Source organism: Neorhizobium sp. BETTINA12A (assembly GCF_023006485.1).
Classification (GTDB): domain Bacteria; phylum Pseudomonadota; class Alphaproteobacteria; order Rhizobiales; family Rhizobiaceae; genus Neorhizobium.
On sequence record NZ_JALBGW010000110.1, the window covers coordinates 1 to 15,196 of the forward strand.

The window sequence follows — 15,196 nt, forward strand, 5'->3', positions numbered from 1 at the left end:
GGACCCCGAGTGGCCCGGCGCCGGTATCCGCCGCGCCAGAGGCCTTCGAGGCCTTCGAGAATTTCTCGACATTGCCGCAGGTCGGTCCCCACCCGATCGAGCGGCCGGTTGCTGGCGGCGTCGTTGCCGCGCAGACCCGCCAGGTTGCGTCTTCCTATCCGCTCGAAACTCAGGCAAGGCCACCGCAGGGGCGGAGCGTGGAATCCGCCTACGCATCGGCGCCTCAGGCTAAAACTCCGCAGGTTATGTTCGGTAACATGGTGCTGGATGGTCCCAAGGCCGCTCAAAAGCCCGTGCGCTGACGCAAGGGCGATTGCCGGGTGCAATCGCCGCTGCTACGCATAGGGCGGAACGGTTCGTGGGGTGATCATGCGGCGCCTGCTGATTCTTCTTTGCCTGGTATTGCTGCAAGCCGGCGTGCTTTCGGAAGCCGTCGACGCGCAGGAACCGCCACCCGCCTTGGTGACCAAGGCGAAGCAGATCTATATGGTCGAGGCAAAGACCGGCACGGTGCTGCTCGCCTCCAACGAAAACCAGGGTTTTCCCCCGGCGTCGCTTGCCAAGCTGATGACCATGGAAGTGGTCTTCAGCGCGTTGAAGCGCGGCGAGATCAGCCGCGACACGACCTATCCGGTCTCCGAATTTGCCTGGCGCACCGGCGGGGCGCCCTCGGGCACCACGACCATGTTCGCGGCGCTGAAATCGCAGATACGCGTCGAAGACCTCGTCAAAGGCGTCGTCGTCCAGAATGGCAACGATGCCTGCATCGTGCTGGCAGAGGGCCTTTCCCATTCCGAACGCGAATTTGCAGCCCGGATGACGGCGCGCGCCAAGGATCTGGGTCTCGGCCGGTCGGTCTTCGGCAATTCCACCGGTCTGCCGGACACGGAGAGCCGCACGACCGCGCGAGACCTCGTCGAACTCTCTCGCCATATCTTCCGCGAATATCCGGAATTCTATCCGATCTACGCGCAGCCGGATTTCACCTGGAACAAGATCTTCCAGCGTAACAAGAACCCGCTTTTTTCACTCAATATCGGCGTTGACGGCCTGGGCGCCGGTTTTGCGGAAGGTTCGGGTTATGCCCTGGTGGCCTCTGTGGCACGCAACGGCACGCGGCTGTTCCTCGCCATGGGTGGGCTTGCAAGCGACAAGGAGCGGCTGGAGGAAGCGAAAAGGGTGCTCGAATGGGGGCTTTCCTCGTTCGAGACCAAGGTCCTGTTCAAGCAGGGCGAGGTGATCGGCCAGGCGAGCGTCTATGGCGGTACGACGGGCCATGTGGATCTCGTCGCCAAGGAACCGGTCGATATCTACCTGCCCGCCAATAATCCCGACCGCCTGTCCGGCCGAATCGTCTATCGGTGGCCATTGCGGGCTCCGGTAACCGAAGGCCAGGATGTCGGCGTGCTGAGGATTTCGGCAGGCGACCGGGTGGTGCGGGAAGTGCCGCTGGTAACCGCCAAACCGGTCGGAACGGGCAGCCTCGTCAGCCAGGCGACGGATGCATTGCTCGAGCTGATGTTCTTCTGGCTTTGACAACACGATGTTTCGCAGCGCACCCTTATGCGTTATAAGCTGACAAAAAATGAGTGCGGAAAGACGCGTGGCAGAACATTCCGGATTGTTCGTAACTTTCGAAGGCGGCGAGGGGGCTGGCAAATCCACCCAGATTCGCCGGCTGGCGGATCAGTTGCGCCGCCGCGGGCATGATGTGCTGATGACGCGGGAGCCTGGCGGCTCGCCGGGAGCAGAAGCCGTGCGCCATGTTCTGCTTTCGGGTGCGGCGGAAGAGTTCGGCGTGCGGATGGAGGCAATCCTGTTTGCCGCGGCCCGTAACGACCATGTCGAGGAGGTGATCCGCCCGGCGCTTGAAAGCGGCGCGGTCGTGCTCTGTGACCGGTTCATCGATTCCTCGCGCGTCTACCAGGGCGTCACCGGCAATCTGGAACCTGACTATATCGAGGCGCTGCAGCGGGTGGCGATCAACGGCGTGGTGCCGGATTGCACGCTGATCCTAGACCTGCCCGCCGAGGTCGGGCTGAAACGTGCCCGCAAACGCGGAGCCGACAGCGCGCCCGATCGTTTTGAACGCGAGGAGATCGAAACTCACGAAAAACGCCGCGAAGCCTATCTCGAAATCGCCGAGGCGGAACCGGAACGCTGCCATGTGGTCGACGCGGAGCGCCCTGAGGACGAGATCGCCGACGAGATTTTCGCGATCGTCGAGCCCTTGGTGCGGGAACTAAGCTTTACCCAGAAGAGCAGTGCGGAATCGGTCGGATGAGCGAGGAAACCGCCGGTATTCTGGAAGGCGCCGTGCCGCCGGCGCGCAATCCGCATCTTTATGGCCACCAGACCGCCGAGGATTTTCTGGCCCGCAGCTATCGTTCGGGGAAGGGTCACCATGCGATCCTGATCGAAGGACCGGAAGGTATCGGCAAGGCGACGCTCGCTTTCCGTTTTGCCAACCACGTGCTTTCGCATCCCGATCCCGCGACTGCGCCCGATCATCTCGCCGATCCCGATCTCAATTCGTCGGTCAGCCGGCAGATCGCCTCCGGCGCCTCGCATAACCTCCTGCATCTCGCCCGCCCGGTGGACGAGAAGACCGGCAAGACGAAAACGGCGATCACGGTCGACGAGGTGCGCCGAGCCGGGCATTTCTTCTCCCAGACGTCAGGCACCGGCAATTGGCGCATCGTCATCATCGATCCGGCCGACGATTTGAACCGCAATGCGGCGAATGCCATCCTGAAGATCCTCGAGGAACCGCCGCGCCGGGCGCTGTTCCTGGTCCTCTCGCATGCGCCCGGGAAATTGCTGCCGACGATCCGTTCGCGATGCCAGTCGCTGAGGCTGTCGCCGCTCGGTGACAGAGACCTTGCAAAGGCGCTCGCGGGTCTGGGTACGCCGCTCGACGGCGGCAAGACGGAAGAGATGGTGCTGGCCAAGTCCAAGGGCAGCATTTCCCAGGCGCTGAAACTCCTGAACTATGGCGGCACCGAGATCATTTCCGCTTTCGAGGAGGTGGTCGCAGCCGACGGTCCGACAGCCCGCAAGGCGATGCACCGGCTCGCGGATGTGCTGTCCGGCAAGGACAGCGAAGTGATCTTCGGCTTTTTCTTGGAGCACCTGAGCGATCACCTGATCGCCAAGGCGCGGAACGCCGCCCTTGCTGGCGATCTTCCGACGGCCGACCGGCAGGCGAAACTGGTCAGCGACATGACCGAGAAGATCACCATCGCGCAGGCCTACAATCTGGACCGCAAGCAGACGATCCTGTCGATCCTCGATGCCGCGCGGCGCTGAACTTTAAGGGCAGGGGCGGGAACCGCATAAGGAACTTTGTGTTTCGCATCAGCGAAACATGCGCTAAGAGCGGCATGATCCAAATCCAAGTGCCCGAGTGCCCCCGATGTCCGACAAGACGCCCTATTACATCACCACTGCGATTTCCTACCCGAACGGCAAGCCGCATATCGGCCATGCCTATGAGTTGATCGCGACGGATGCCATGGCGCGCTTCCAGCGCCTGGACGGCAAGGATGTTTTTTTCCTGACCGGCACGGACGAACACGGCCAGAAGATGCAGCAGACGGCGCGCGCCGAAGGCATTTCGCCGGAAGCGCTTGCCGAGCGCAATTCGAGCGAATTCCGGGCGATGGGCAAGCTGCTCAACGCGTCCAACGACGATTTCATCCGAACCACAGAGCCGCGCCACCACGAGGCCTCCAGGAACATCTGGAACCGCATGGCCGATAATGGCGACATCTACAAGGACACCTATGCGGGCTGGTATTCGGTGCGCGACGAAGCGTTTTATGCCGAGGACGAAACGTCGGTCCGCGATGGCGTCCGCTATGGACCGCAGGGAACGCCGGTGGAATGGGTGGAGGAGTCGAGCTATTTCTTCAAGCTCTCCGAATACGGCGACAAGCTGCTGAAGCACTACGAGGAGAACCCGGATTTCATCGGCCCCAACGAGCGCCGCAACGAGGTGATCTCCTTCGTGAAATCCGGCCTGCGGGATCTGTCGGTATCGCGCACGACCTTTGACTGGGGTATCAAGGTACCCAACGATCCGGCGCATGTCATGTATGTCTGGGTCGATGCGCTGACCAATTACATCACCGCAACCGGCTACATGGAAGACCCGAACGGCCCGCGTGCCAAATATTGGCCGGCGGACGCGCATATCATCGGCAAGGACATCATCCGCTTCCATGCGGTCTATTGGCCGGCCTTCCTGATGTCGGCCAGGCTGCCGCTGCCGAAGCGCGTCTTTGCCCACGGCTTCGTGCTGAATGCCGGCGAGAAAATGTCGAAGTCGGTCGGCAATGTCGTCGACCCATTCGAGCTTCTGGAGAAGTTCGGGCTCGACTACGTGCGCTACTATCTCTGCCGCGAGATTTCCTTCGGCCAGGATGGCAATTGCAACGATCAGCTGATTGCCACCCGCGTCAACGCGGATCTGGCCAACGGCATCGGCAACCTCGCCAGCCGCTCGCTATCGATGATCGTCAAGAACTGCGACGGCCATGTTCCGGAACCGGGCGAGCTTACCGACGCCGACAGGCAACTGCTTGCGGCTGCCGACGGCCTGATTGCCGTCTGCCGCGAGGAAATGGACAAGCAGCTGATCAACCGCGCTCTTGCGGCGATCATCGGTATCGTTTCCGACACCGACCGTTATTTCGCGGCGCAGGCGCCGTGGGTGCTGAAAAAGACCGATCCGGCCCGCATGGGCACGGTGCTCTACGTGACGGCGGAAGTCGTGCGCCAGATCGCCGTTCTGCTGCAGCCTTTCATGCCGGACTCGTCGGCCAAGCTGCTCGATCTTGTGGCGTCTCCGATCGATAAACGGGATTTTGCGGCACTCGGCGAAGCCGGTCGCCTGAAGCCCGGCACGCCGCTCGAAGCGCCGACGCCGGTGTTCCCGCGTTACGTGGCGCCGGAAGCGAGCGCGTAAGGCCTTACCCATGCTCATCGATACCCATTGCCACCTGGATTTTGCCGACTTTGGCGAGGAGCGCGACGCGATCGTGTCGCGCGCCCATGAGGCCGGCGTTGGCCAGATGGTGACGATTTCGACGCGGGTGCGGAAACTCGATGGGCTGCTGGCGCTCACCGAGCAATATCCGTCCGTCTTCTGCTCGGTTGGAACCCATCCGAACAATGCCGGCGAAGAGCTGGACATAGAGACCGAAGACCTGGTGCGGCTCGCCAACGCGCATGAAAAAATCGTCGCGATCGGCGAGGCCGGGCTCGACTATTTCTACGACACCCAGACACCGGCCGACCAGAAGACCGGGCTGATCCGCCATATCGCAGCCGCCCGGGAAACCGGCTTGCCGCTGGTCATCCACAGCCGCAGCGCCGACGAGGACATGGGCGAGATCCTGACGACGGAAAGCGGGAAGGGGGCCTTCCCTTTCATCCTGCACTGCTTCTCGTCCGGCGCAGATCTTGCCCGGATCGGCGTCGAGCTCGGCGGTTACGTCTCGTTCTCAGGCATCCTGACATTCCCGAAATCGGAAGACCTGCGCGCGATCGCCAGAACCGTGCCGCTCGACCGGTTGCTTGTGGAAACCGATGCCCCGTATCTGGCGCCAAAGCGCTGGCGCGGCAAGCGCAACGAGCCGTCCTATGTGGTCAACACGGCCGAAGTGCTGGCTGAATGCATGGGCGTCAGCTACGAGGAAATCGCCAGGATCACCACGGAGAACGCGTTCCGCGTCTTCTCCAAGATGCCGAGGCTCTAACCTGTGGCGAGGTATCGGCGCCGTTTCACCATCCTCGGCTGCGCGTCGTCGCCCGGCGTCCCACGGCTGAACGGCGACTGGGGCGCCTGCGACCCGGAAAACCCGAAGAACCGCCGCACGCGCGCCGCCTTCATGGTCGAGCAGATCGCGCCGGATGGCGCAAGCACCGTGGTGGTGGTCGATACCGGCCCGGATTTTCGCGAGCAGATGATCGCCGCCAGGGTGCAGCGGGTCGATGCGGTTCTCTATACCCACGCGCATGCGGACCATCTGCACGGCATCGACGATTTGCGCGGTTATTTCATCCTTCAGCACCATCGCATTCCGATCCATGCCGATCCTTTCACCATGGACCGGATCCGCCAGGGCTTCGGTTATTGCCTTGAAACGCCCAAGGGCGGCAACTATCCGCCGATCGTACGGCCGTTCCTGATCGAGACAATGGACGAACCGATCGTCATAGACGGGCCGGGCGGCCCGATCCGTTTCCTGCCGCATCTGCAGGTCCATGGCGACATCAACTCGCTGGGCTTCCGGATCGATGACGTGGCCTATTGCAGCGACGTCAGCGACTTTCCGCCCGAAAGCGTATCGAGGCTCGGCGGGCTCGACGTGCTGATCATCGATACGCTGCAGTACAGATATCATCCAAGCCATCTGTCGCTCGAACAGGCGCTCGAATGGATCGCGAAATTTGCACCGAAGCGCGCGATCCTGACCCATATGCATCTTCCGCTCGACTACGACACGGTGATGGCGGAAACGCCGCCGCATGTCGAACCGGCTTATGACGGCCTGACGTTCGAGATTGATGTCGATCTCTGATTGCGGGTCGTGCAAACCGTGGGAGACAAGCTCAGTCTGATATGCCTTCATTGTTCGCCGCAATGCTCCGCGGAGGATCGGCGATGGAGAAACCCAATGTTTCCGGGCTTTCCGGCATAGAGTTTAGTTCCATAATCTATCTTATGCGATCTTTGTTCGTATGCCGGCGGGTTCAAATTCGAAACGTCCCAATCCTGCAAAGTCGAAATGTCACGCTCCCCGAGGCCTTTCATCCCTCCGCCAATTGTATCAAATTGGGAACGTTAGCGACGGACGCCCGTTCTTTCCCGCGGAGGCTTCCTGGCCGGTCGGCTTCGTCAAGCTCGGCGCAAGCAAGCCTCCCTAACGTCGGCCTCATCCGGAATGATTCCGGTTCAGATTGAGGACAATGATATGTCGAACGAAACCACTACCCACCAGCCGTCCGAACAGTCGCTCGCGCTGTTCCTTCAGGACAACGACGCAGACAAGCTGACCGATATCCTGGTCGAGGCGCTCTACGAAGCCTTCCGCATTCTCGAAGACGAAATCCGCCCTGGAACGCTCCACTGATTTGGCCTTACGGGCCGGCGATGGGGCATGAGGCCTGAAGCGCCGGGACGTCTCGGAAGGTCGTGCGCGCTTGCGTTTGGCGGTCGAACATGCTTGCCGTAGCGCATCAGCAGCCTGTCACGGATTCTCCCATCATGTTCGCAAATGCCACGCCCCTTCTCACCATCGGCCTTCTGATCCTGTCGAACGTCTTCATGACGTTCGCCTGGTACGGGCACCTGAAGTTTGAAAACAAGCCGCTTTATCTCGTCATTATGGTGAGCTGGGGCATCGCGTTTTTTGAATATTGCGCCCAGGTTCCGGCCAACCGCATCGGCTACGGATACTTCAATGCGGCGCAGCTGAAGACCATTCAGGAGATCATCACGCTCTCGGTCTTCGTCATCTTCTCGGTGCTTTATCTGGGCGAGCCGATCCACTGGAAGCAGATTGTCGGCTTCGGTTTCATCGCCATCGGAGCCTTTTTCATCTTCACGAAATAGAGCCGATTCCGGGAACCACCGCACCACGAATGTGTTCGGATCACCATGACATCAGGTGGTGCGATGAAGAAGCAGTCGGGCGATATCCGGATCGGCATTTCGGGCTGGACCTACAAACCCTGGCGCGGTGTCTTTTATCCCCAGGGACTGTCGCAGAAGCAGGAACTGGCCTATGCGGCCGAACATTTCCGTTCGATCGAGATCAACGGCACCTTCTATGGGCTCCAGCGGCCGGAAAGCTTTGCCGCCTGGCATGACGCGACGCCCGACGACTTTGTCTTCGCCATCAAGGGTTCGCGCTACATAACCCATATGCGCCGTCTTATCGATATCGAGACGCCGCTCGCTAATTTCCTGGCGTCCGGGGTCCTCAGGCTCGGCAAGAAGCTCGGACCGGTCCTCTGGCAGTTTCCCCCGCGAATGAAATTCGATCCGGACCGTTTCGAGCCCTTCCTCAAGCTTTTACCGAAGACTACGGCGGATGCCGCCGAACTCGCTCGCCGGCACGACGCGCGTCTGGAGGGGCGCGCCTATGTCGAAACCGATGCGGACCGGCCGATCCGCCATGCGCTGGAAATCCGCCACGACAGCTTCCGCTCACAGGATTTCATCGACCTGCTGCGTCACTACAAGGTGGGTCTTGTCGTGGCAGACACGGTTGAATGGCCGCTCCTGATGGATCTCACCGCCGATTTCGTCTATTGCCGCCTGCATGGCTCCGAACAGCTTTATGTCAGCGGCTGCGATGACAAGGCGCTCGACCGCTGGGCGCAGCTCATCCGTCAATGGACGAAGGGTCGCGACCCGAAGGACGCCGAACGCGTGGGGCCGCCTTCCCCGTCGCGTGCGCACGGGCTGGACGTCTATGTCTACTTCGACAACGACGTGAAAGTACGCGCCCCACGGGACGCCGAGGCTCTCGCCGCCCGGCTCGATGCGGCCCCAATTCCGTCGATCGTGAAGACCGCCAGACGCGCCTGAACGGGAGGTTTTCGCTTTTCCGTCAGCATGCCTTCATTTCTATCTCGGTTTGATTTAGAGACAGTCCTTCAATCCGCCTTTTCGGGCGGCAGGACTGTACGCAAGGTATGTTGATCGATGCTTGATTCCCTCAGAAACGCCGCCCGCTCCTGGGTTGCCAAGTCGCTTCTCCTGCTTCTGGTTGCCTCGTTCGCCATCTGGGGCGTTTCGCACTCCCTGGTGACGGCGAGCGGCAACACGGTGATGACCGTCGGTGACCAGCAGATTTCGAGCCAGGAATTCCGCCTCGCCTATCAGCGCCAGATCGCCAATCTCAGCCGCCAGTTCGGCACGCAGCTGACCGCCGAGCAGGCTCGCGCCTTCGGCGTCCAGAACGAGGTGTTCACACAGCTCGCGGCTGGTGCCGCACTCGATCAGCTTTCCCGTGACATGAACCTCGGCCTGTCGGAAGACCGCCTCGCCAAACTGATCGCCGAAGACCCGGCCTTCAAGGGCGTCAACGGCCAGTTCGACCGCAATCTCTTCACCTCGCGCCTGCGCAATGCCGGCATCCGCGAAGACGATTACATCAAGGAGCGCAGCAAGGTCGCGGTGCGCAGCCAGATCGTCGAGGCGGTTTCGGACGGCTTCCAGCCGCCGAAAGTGCTGGTGGATGCCTTGAAGAGCTATCGCGACGAGACCCGCTCGATCGACTACATCCTGCTGTCCAATGCCAATATCGATCCGGTGAAGGCGCCGGCGAACGATGTGCTTTCTGCCTGGTTCGAAGGCGTGAAGACCCGTTACCGCGCACCTGAATACCGCACCTTCGCCTATGTGAAGCTGCAGCCGGGCGATATTGCCGATGCATCTTCGGTGACCGACGAAGCAGCGCGCGCCGAATACGAAAAGCGCAAGGACAACTACAAGACGCACGAAACCCGCACCATCGAGCAGCTCCCCTTCCCCAACAAGGAAATGGCGCAGGCGGCAGCGGCACAGCTGAAGGACGGTACCGCCACTTTCGACCAGATCATCAAGGATCAGGGCAAGACCGCGGCGGACGTTCTGCTCGGTGATTTCACCAAGGAGAACGTGCCTGATCCGGCCTTTGCCGATCCGGCCTTCAAGATCACTGCCAGCGGCGGAACGACGGCTGTCATCGCCGGCACCTTCGGCCCGGTCATCCTGCGCGTCACCAATATCCGCCCGGAGACGACGCGATCGTTCGACGAGGTCAAGGAGGAGATCCGCAAGCGGCTTGCCGTCTCTTCCGCGTCCCAGGAAGTCTTGAGCGTCCACGACCGTTTCGAGGATATGCGCAGCGGCGGCACCTCGCTGGAGGATACCGCCAAGGCGCTCAACCTCAAGGCTGTCACCGTGACGTCGGATGCCTCCGGCCGCAACGAGAAGGAGCAGCGGATCACCGAGCTTCCCGCTTCGAACACGCTGCTTGGAGACGTTTTCCGCACCGAACCGGGCGCTGACACCATTCCGGTAAACCTCGGCAATGATGGTTACGTCTGGTTCGAGGTGCGCAATATCGTGCCCGAGCGGGACCGCCCCCTCGCCGATGTGCGCGACAAGGCCGTTGCCGACTGGACCGCCGAACAGCAGCGCCAGGCGCTTGCCGCCCGCGCGACCGAACTCAAGGGCCGCCTCGACAAGGGCGAGACGCTGGCAGCCATCGCCACCGAACTCGGTGTTGCGGTCGAAAACAAGCAGGGCCTGCGCCGCGGCGCCGAGGATGCGATCTTCGGCAACGAGGCGATTTCGGCAGCCTTCGCCGGCCCGGTCAATACAACCGCGACCGCGCTCGGCTCCGACGGCGAAAGCCGCCTTCTGATGAAGGTCGCCGCCGTCGACCAGGCGACGACGGATGCGCTCTCCGGCGACCAGCAGCTGCAGCAGATGGCGAACGCTGCCGGTGACGACATGCTCGATCAGATGGTCAACAGTCTGAAGACCAGCTACGGCGTGTCCGTCAACCAGACCGTGGTCGACCGGGCCATGCTCCAGTGAAACAGAGGGACGGCCGACCATGCCTGAGCTGAAACCCCTGCTTGCCAAGGTTGCCAATGGCGAGAGCCTCAGCCACGAAGAGGCGCGAGGCGCTTTCGACATCCTGATGTCGGGCGAAGCGACGCCGTCGCAGATCGGCGGCTTCCTGATGGCGCTGCGCGTTCGTGGCGAGACGGTTGCCGAGATCACCGGCGCGGTCGAAACAATGCGATCGAAGATGCTGCCCGTCTCCGGCCCCGCCGACGCCATCGATATCGTCGGCACCGGCGGCGACGGCCTTGGCACCTACAACATCTCCACGCTTGCCTCCCTGATCGTCGCCGGCTGCGGCGTCCCGGTCGCCAAGCACGGCAACCGGGCGTTGAGTTCGAAATCCGGCACGGCCGACACACTCGGCGTTCTGGGCGTCAATCTGGAGATCGGTCCCGACCAGATCTCCCGCTGCATCCGGGAAGCGAGCATCGGCTTCATGTTCGCCTCGATGCATCACGCGGCGATGCGCCATGTCGGCCCCAGCCGCGTCGAGCTCGGCACGCGTACGATCTTCAACCTGCTCGGCCCGCTCTCCAACCCGGCCGGCGCCAAGCGCCAGCTCCTCGGCGTGTTCGCGCCGAAATGGCTGGAGCCGATCGCGGAAGTGCTGCGCGATCTCGGTTCGGAAACCGTCTGGATCGTCCACGGCGATGGCATGGACGAGATCACCACCACGGGCATTACCCAGGTGACGGCGCTGGAAGACGGCAAGATCCGGTCCTTCGAGCTGACGCCGATGGATTTCGGCGTCCGGCCTGCAACGTTGGACGAACTGAAGGGCGGCGATGGCGTCCACAACGCGGCGGCATTGCGCGCCGTGCTCGGTGGTGCGAAGAATGCGTATCGCGATATTTCGCTCTGCAATGCGGCCGCCTCGCTGATCGTTGCCGGCCGGGCGGAGACGATCGCCGACGGCATGAAGCTTGCCACCCGTTCGCTGGAGAGCGGCGAGGCGGCGGCAGCGCTCGACCGTCTGGTTGCCGTCTCGAACGAAAAGGATTGAGGTCATGACGGATATCCTCAAGAAGATCGAAGCCTATAAGCGCGAGGAAATCGCCGCTGCCAAGGCGAGCGTACCGCTTGCGGAGCTGAAGGCCCGCGCTGCGGACCAGCCCTCCCCGCGCGGTTTTCATCGCGCGTTGAAGGCGAGGCAGGATACCGGTGCCTTCGGCCTGATCGCCGAGATCAAGAAGGCAAGCCCGTCCAAGGGCCTCATCCGCCCGGATTTCGATCCGCCGTCGCTTGCCGCCGCTTACGAAGCCGGTGGCGCCACTTGCCTCTCCGTCCTCACCGATGCGCCGAGCTTCCAGGGCGCGCCGGAATTCTTGACCGCCGCCCGCAACGCCTGTTCGCTGCCGGCGCTGCGCAAGGATTTTATGTTCGAGACCTACCAGATCCACGAGGCGCGGGCCTGGGGTGCCGATTGCATCCTGCTGATCATGGCATCGCTTTCCGACGACGAGGCGCGCGAGCTTTACGATGTTGCCGCTGAACTCGGTATGGATGCGCTGATCGAGGTGCATGACGAAGAGGAAACAGAGCGGGCGCTGAAACTCCCCTCGCCGCTGATCGGCATCAACAACCGCAATCTGCGCACCTTCGAGCTCAACCTCGAAACAAGCGAGCGGCTGGCGCCGATGGTGCCGGCCGACCGGCTGCTCGTCGGCGAAAGCGGCATCTTCACCCATGAGGACTGCCAGCGCCTGAAAAAGGTCGGCATCAACACCTTCCTCGTCGGCGAAAGCCTGATGCGCAAGGACGACGTGGCCGCCGCCACCCGCCTTCTTTTAACCGGCGAGGCTGCGGCCCAGGCGGCAGAATAATGACTGGCCTCACCCATATCGGCGCTTCCGGCGAGGCGCATGTGGTCGATGTCGGCGACAAGGCCGAGACCAGCCGCTCGGCGACGGCCGAAGGTTATGTGCGTATGCTTCCGGCGACGCTCGCGCTGATCCGCGAAGGCAATGCCAAGAAGGGCGACGTGATCGGCACGGCGCGGCTCGCCGGCATCATGGCCGCCAAGAAGACCTCGGATCTCATCCCGCTCTGCCACCCGTTGATGCTGACCAAGGTGGTCGTGGATATCATCGAGGACGAGCACCTTCCGGGCCTCCGGGTGACAGCAACCGCCAAACTCACCGGCAAGACCGGCGTCGAGATGGAAGCGCTGACGGCCGCCTCGGTCGCCTGCCTGACGATCTACGACATGGCCAAGGCCGTCGATAGGGCGATGGAGATCGGCGGCATCCGCCTTCTCGAAAAGACCGGCGGCAAATCCGGAACCTATCGCGCAGAGGACTGAGAATGGCGCTACTGCCCGTTTCCGAAGCGAAGAACCGCCTGCTCGGCAAGGCGACCCCGATCGCAGCGGTGGAAACCATCGCTCTCGGTGAAACAAATGGCCGAGTCCTTGGGACGGACCTCGTTGCCCGGCTCACCCAGCCTCCCTTCGACGCGTCTGCCATGGATGGTTATGCACTCAAGTCTTCCGACGCGCCGTCGATCGGGGCCGAATTGACCGTGATCGGTACCGCCGCCGCCGGCCACGCTTTCGAAGGTACGGTTGGCAAGGGCGAGACCGTGCGCATCTTCACCGGTGCGCCCCTGCCGGAAGGGGCCGATTCCATCCTCATCCAGGAAGATGCCGAAAAGCTTGAAGGCGTCCGCATCCGCACCAGGTTCGAAGTGGTGAAGGGCCGGCATGTGCGCCCCCGCGGCCAGGACTTTGCCGAGGGCGAAACCGTGCTCCCGGCCGGCACGCTCATCGACTTCTCGCATCTGACGGTCGCCGCGGCCATGAACCACCCGGAGCTTTCCGTCTATCGCCGGCCCCGCGTCGCAGTCCTTGCGACCGGAGACGAGCTTGTGCCGCCCGGCGCCACGCCCGGGAACGCGCAGATCATCGCCTCCAACACCTTCGGCGTTTCCGCGCTGGTGCGCGACAATGGCGGCGAAGTTCTCGATCTCGGCATCGTCCGCGACCGGCCTGAAGATATCACCGCGGCCATCGACAAGGCCCGTGCGGCCAAGGCCGACGTGTTGGTGACCCTCGGCGGCGCCTCGGTCGGCGATCACGACCTGGTGCAATCGACGCTGAAGGCATCCGGCATGGAGTTGGATTTCTGGCGCATCGCCATGCGGCCGGGCAAGCCCCTGATGGTCGGCGCGCTCGGCGAAATGCAGGTTCTCGGCCTGCCGGGAAATCCGGTTGCGAGCCTCGTCACCAGTCTGCTCTTCCTCGAACCGCTGATCCGCAAGCTCGCACACCTGCCGGAAAAGCGCAGGGAGGTGCAGGGTGTCGCGGCAAGCAAACTTCTCGCCAACGACCAGCGCCAGGACTATCTGCGCGCCAGGCTGACGAGAGACCGCGACGGCAATCTCGTCGCCGAGGCCTTCGCGAAGCAGGACTCATCGATGATGAAGATCTTTGCCCATTCCGACGGCCTCGTCATCCGCCCGGCGCACGCGCCGGAGCTGCCGGCCGGCGCCCCCTGCCCGATCCTGCTGATCCGCCCTTGAGCTGAAGAGTTCCGTCAGCCGGCCCGGTCTCTATCCGCGCCCCGAACGGCCGCGACGATCCTATTCCTCGTCCTGCTCCCGCTCCCGCTCCCGCTCGGTCAGCACCCAGACGTGACCGGCCGGATCGAAGATCGACGCCACCTGGCGACCATTCATGTCCGTCTGTATCCTGTCGCGCATCATGCCGCCGAATTCGAACGCCAAATCGACCACGCTTTCGACATCCGGCACCGTCAACTGGAAGATCGTGCTGACGGCGCCGTCGTTTTTCGGATGGTAAGGCCCCTGATAGGAAGGTGCTGACTCCCTTTCCGGATCGGATCCGCAGACGACGATGCCGATCGGTCCGAGCTGCAGCTCGATCATCGTCAGGCGCAGCATTTCATAGGAATTGGTTTCCGTGGCGCCGAAGACGTTCTTGTAGAACTCGGCCGCGTCGCGTTCGCGCCCCTGCGCCACGAAAAGGCTCAAACTCAAGCTGAAATTGCTGCCCAACATCGTCCATGCTCACCCGTGATTCCCCTTGCAGGATAAAGGAGTTATTGTGGTGGTGTCATGTCAGCCGTGGGGGCCGCCAGCCTTTAACGGACGCTATGCACCGGATTCGCTGCCCGGGCCGGTATAACGCGCCCGTGGCCGGATCAGATGTCCGCTCTCGACCTGCTCCATGGCATGCGCCAGCCAGCCGGCGGTGCGCGAAAGCGCAAACATGACGAGCGGCGCGTCTTCAGGAAGATTGAAGGTCGCGGCAAGCGATGCCAGTGCGAAATCGATATTGATCGGCTCGCCGAGCAGTTCCTCCCCGGCTTCGGCAAGCGAGGCGTAGAGCGGCGGCGCCTCGAAACTCGCCATCAGCGCCCGTGCCCTTGGATCGCCATGCGGATAGAGCCGGTGGCCGAAGGGCCTGACGACGCCTTCCGAGGACAGCATGCTGCGGATCGCCTCGCGCACGCCGACCGACGCCGCCTTTTCCGCGAGCACGGTGACGCCGGTCCAGGCGCCGCCATGCCGCGGACCCGTGAGCGTCGCAAGGCCGGAAAG

16 protein-coding genes and 1 pseudogene are annotated in these 15,196 nt (G+C 62.6%); 15 read left to right on the forward strand and 2 right to left on the reverse strand.

All coding sequences use genetic code 11. The annotated features are described in order from the left end of the window. The 15 genes and pseudogenes from MOV61_RS21375 to glp all read left to right on the forward strand — a co-directional run. Positions 1-302 (forward strand): annotated as a pseudogene (locus MOV61_RS21375) (septal ring lytic transglycosylase RlpA family protein); the annotation flags it as partial. A 67-nt stretch (positions 303-369) separates the two neighbouring features. Continuing rightward, positions 370-1,536 carry a D-alanyl-D-alanine carboxypeptidase family protein gene (locus MOV61_RS21380; protein ID WP_247138006.1) on the forward strand — a complete coding sequence of 389 codons (1,167 nt, stop codon included), beginning with the start codon at positions 370-372 and terminating at the stop codon, positions 1,534-1,536. Between the two features lie 49 nt (positions 1,537-1,585). After that, the gene (tmk, locus tag MOV61_RS21385; protein ID WP_258718951.1) at positions 1,586-2,284 is read left to right on the forward strand and encodes a dTMP kinase; all 699 of its coding nucleotides are present in this window, start codon (positions 1,586-1,588) and stop codon (positions 2,282-2,284) included. Then, positions 2,281-3,309: a DNA polymerase III subunit delta' gene (locus MOV61_RS21390; RefSeq protein ID WP_247138009.1), complete on the forward strand. Its 1,029-nt coding sequence runs from the start codon at positions 2,281-2,283 to the stop codon at positions 3,307-3,309. The genes tmk and MOV61_RS21390 overlap by 4 nt, the downstream gene beginning before the upstream one ends. Positions 3,310-3,415: 106 nt before the next feature. After that, the gene (metG, locus tag MOV61_RS21395; RefSeq protein ID WP_247138010.1) at positions 3,416-4,969 is read left to right on the forward strand and encodes a methionine--tRNA ligase; all 1,554 of its coding nucleotides are present in this window, start codon (positions 3,416-3,418) and stop codon (positions 4,967-4,969) included. Between the two features lie 10 nt (positions 4,970-4,979). Then, positions 4,980-5,762 carry a TatD family hydrolase gene (locus tag MOV61_RS21400; protein ID WP_247138011.1) on the forward strand — a complete coding sequence of 261 codons (783 nt, stop codon included), beginning with the start codon at positions 4,980-4,982 and terminating at the stop codon, positions 5,760-5,762. Between the two features lie 3 nt (positions 5,763-5,765). Then, on the forward strand, positions 5,766-6,587 hold the full coding sequence (locus tag MOV61_RS21405; RefSeq protein ID WP_247138012.1) for an MBL fold metallo-hydrolase: 822 nt from the start codon (positions 5,766-5,768) through the stop codon (positions 6,585-6,587). A gap of 393 nt (positions 6,588-6,980) precedes the next feature. Then, positions 6,981-7,139: a hypothetical protein gene (locus MOV61_RS21410; RefSeq protein WP_247138013.1), complete on the forward strand. Its 159-nt coding sequence runs from the start codon at positions 6,981-6,983 to the stop codon at positions 7,137-7,139. 134 nt (positions 7,140-7,273) lie between these two features. Then, the gene (locus MOV61_RS21415; protein ID WP_247138014.1) at positions 7,274-7,621 is read left to right on the forward strand and encodes a DMT family protein; all 348 of its coding nucleotides are present in this window, start codon (positions 7,274-7,276) and stop codon (positions 7,619-7,621) included. Positions 7,622-7,684: 63 nt separating this feature from the next. Then, on the forward strand, positions 7,685-8,602 hold the full coding sequence (locus MOV61_RS21420) for a DUF72 domain-containing protein (RefSeq protein ID WP_247138015.1): 918 nt from the start codon (positions 7,685-7,687) through the stop codon (positions 8,600-8,602). Between the two features lie 117 nt (positions 8,603-8,719). After that, the gene (locus tag MOV61_RS21425) at positions 8,720-10,603 is read left to right on the forward strand and encodes a peptidylprolyl isomerase (RefSeq protein ID WP_247138016.1); all 1,884 of its coding nucleotides are present in this window, start codon (positions 8,720-8,722) and stop codon (positions 10,601-10,603) included. Positions 10,604-10,622: 19 nt separating this feature from the next. After that, complete coding sequence (trpD, locus tag MOV61_RS21430) at positions 10,623-11,639, forward strand: anthranilate phosphoribosyltransferase (RefSeq protein ID WP_247138017.1); 1,017 nt, start codon at positions 10,623-10,625, stop codon at positions 11,637-11,639. A gap of 4 nt (positions 11,640-11,643) precedes the next feature. Next, positions 11,644-12,459, forward strand: coding sequence for an indole-3-glycerol phosphate synthase TrpC (trpC, locus tag MOV61_RS21435; RefSeq protein ID WP_247138018.1), 816 nt, complete (start codon positions 11,644-11,646; stop codon positions 12,457-12,459). Then, entirely contained in the window at positions 12,459-12,938 is a 480-nt protein-coding gene (moaC, locus tag MOV61_RS21440; RefSeq protein WP_247138019.1) for a cyclic pyranopterin monophosphate synthase MoaC, read from the forward strand. Before trpC ends, moaC begins: the two co-directional genes overlap by 1 nt. A 2-nt stretch (positions 12,939-12,940) precedes the next feature. Beyond that, a complete protein-coding gene (gene glp, locus MOV61_RS21445; RefSeq protein WP_247138020.1) occupies positions 12,941-14,155 on the forward strand; it encodes a gephyrin-like molybdotransferase Glp in 1,215 nt (404 codons plus the stop codon). 60 nt (positions 14,156-14,215) lie between these two features. Here the strand turns inward: glp and MOV61_RS21450 are convergent, their stop codons facing one another. Continuing rightward, positions 14,216-14,632 carry a VOC family protein gene (locus MOV61_RS21450; RefSeq protein ID WP_247138021.1) on the reverse strand — a complete coding sequence of 139 codons (417 nt, stop codon included), beginning with the start codon at positions 14,630-14,632 and terminating at the stop codon, positions 14,216-14,218. A 114-nt stretch (positions 14,633-14,746) separates the two neighbouring features. After that, on the reverse strand, positions 14,747-15,196 hold a 450-nt coding region (locus tag MOV61_RS21455), incomplete at its 5' end, for a citrate/2-methylcitrate synthase (protein ID WP_309493827.1).

Coding starts and splice junctions, on each gene's coding strand:
- MOV61_RS21420 (WP_247138015.1), top strand. CDS start 7,685: ATGAAGAAGCAGTCGGGCGATATCCGGATCGGCATTTCGGGCTGGACC.
- MOV61_RS21380 (WP_247138006.1), top strand. CDS start 370: ATGCGGCGCCTGCTGATTCTTCTTTGCCTGGTATTGCTGCAAGCCGGC.
- moaC (WP_247138019.1), top strand. CDS start 12,459: ATGACTGGCCTCACCCATATCGGCGCTTCCGGCGAGGCGCATGTGGTC.
- trpC (WP_247138018.1), top strand. CDS start 11,644: ATGACGGATATCCTCAAGAAGATCGAAGCCTATAAGCGCGAGGAAATC.
- MOV61_RS21410 (WP_247138013.1), top strand. CDS start 6,981: ATGTCGAACGAAACCACTACCCACCAGCCGTCCGAACAGTCGCTCGCG.
- trpD (WP_247138017.1), top strand. CDS start 10,623: ATGCCTGAGCTGAAACCCCTGCTTGCCAAGGTTGCCAATGGCGAGAGC.
- MOV61_RS21390 (WP_247138009.1), top strand. CDS start 2,281: ATGAGCGAGGAAACCGCCGGTATTCTGGAAGGCGCCGTGCCGCCGGCG.
- MOV61_RS21415 (WP_247138014.1), top strand. CDS start 7,274: ATGTTCGCAAATGCCACGCCCCTTCTCACCATCGGCCTTCTGATCCTG.
- MOV61_RS21425 (WP_247138016.1), top strand. CDS start 8,720: ATGCTTGATTCCCTCAGAAACGCCGCCCGCTCCTGGGTTGCCAAGTCG.
- metG (WP_247138010.1), top strand. CDS start 3,416: ATGTCCGACAAGACGCCCTATTACATCACCACTGCGATTTCCTACCCG.
- MOV61_RS21400 (WP_247138011.1), top strand. CDS start 4,980: ATGCTCATCGATACCCATTGCCACCTGGATTTTGCCGACTTTGGCGAG.
- tmk (WP_258718951.1), top strand. CDS start 1,586: ATGAGTGCGGAAAGACGCGTGGCAGAACATTCCGGATTGTTCGTAACT.
- glp (WP_247138020.1), top strand. CDS start 12,941: ATGGCGCTACTGCCCGTTTCCGAAGCGAAGAACCGCCTGCTCGGCAAG.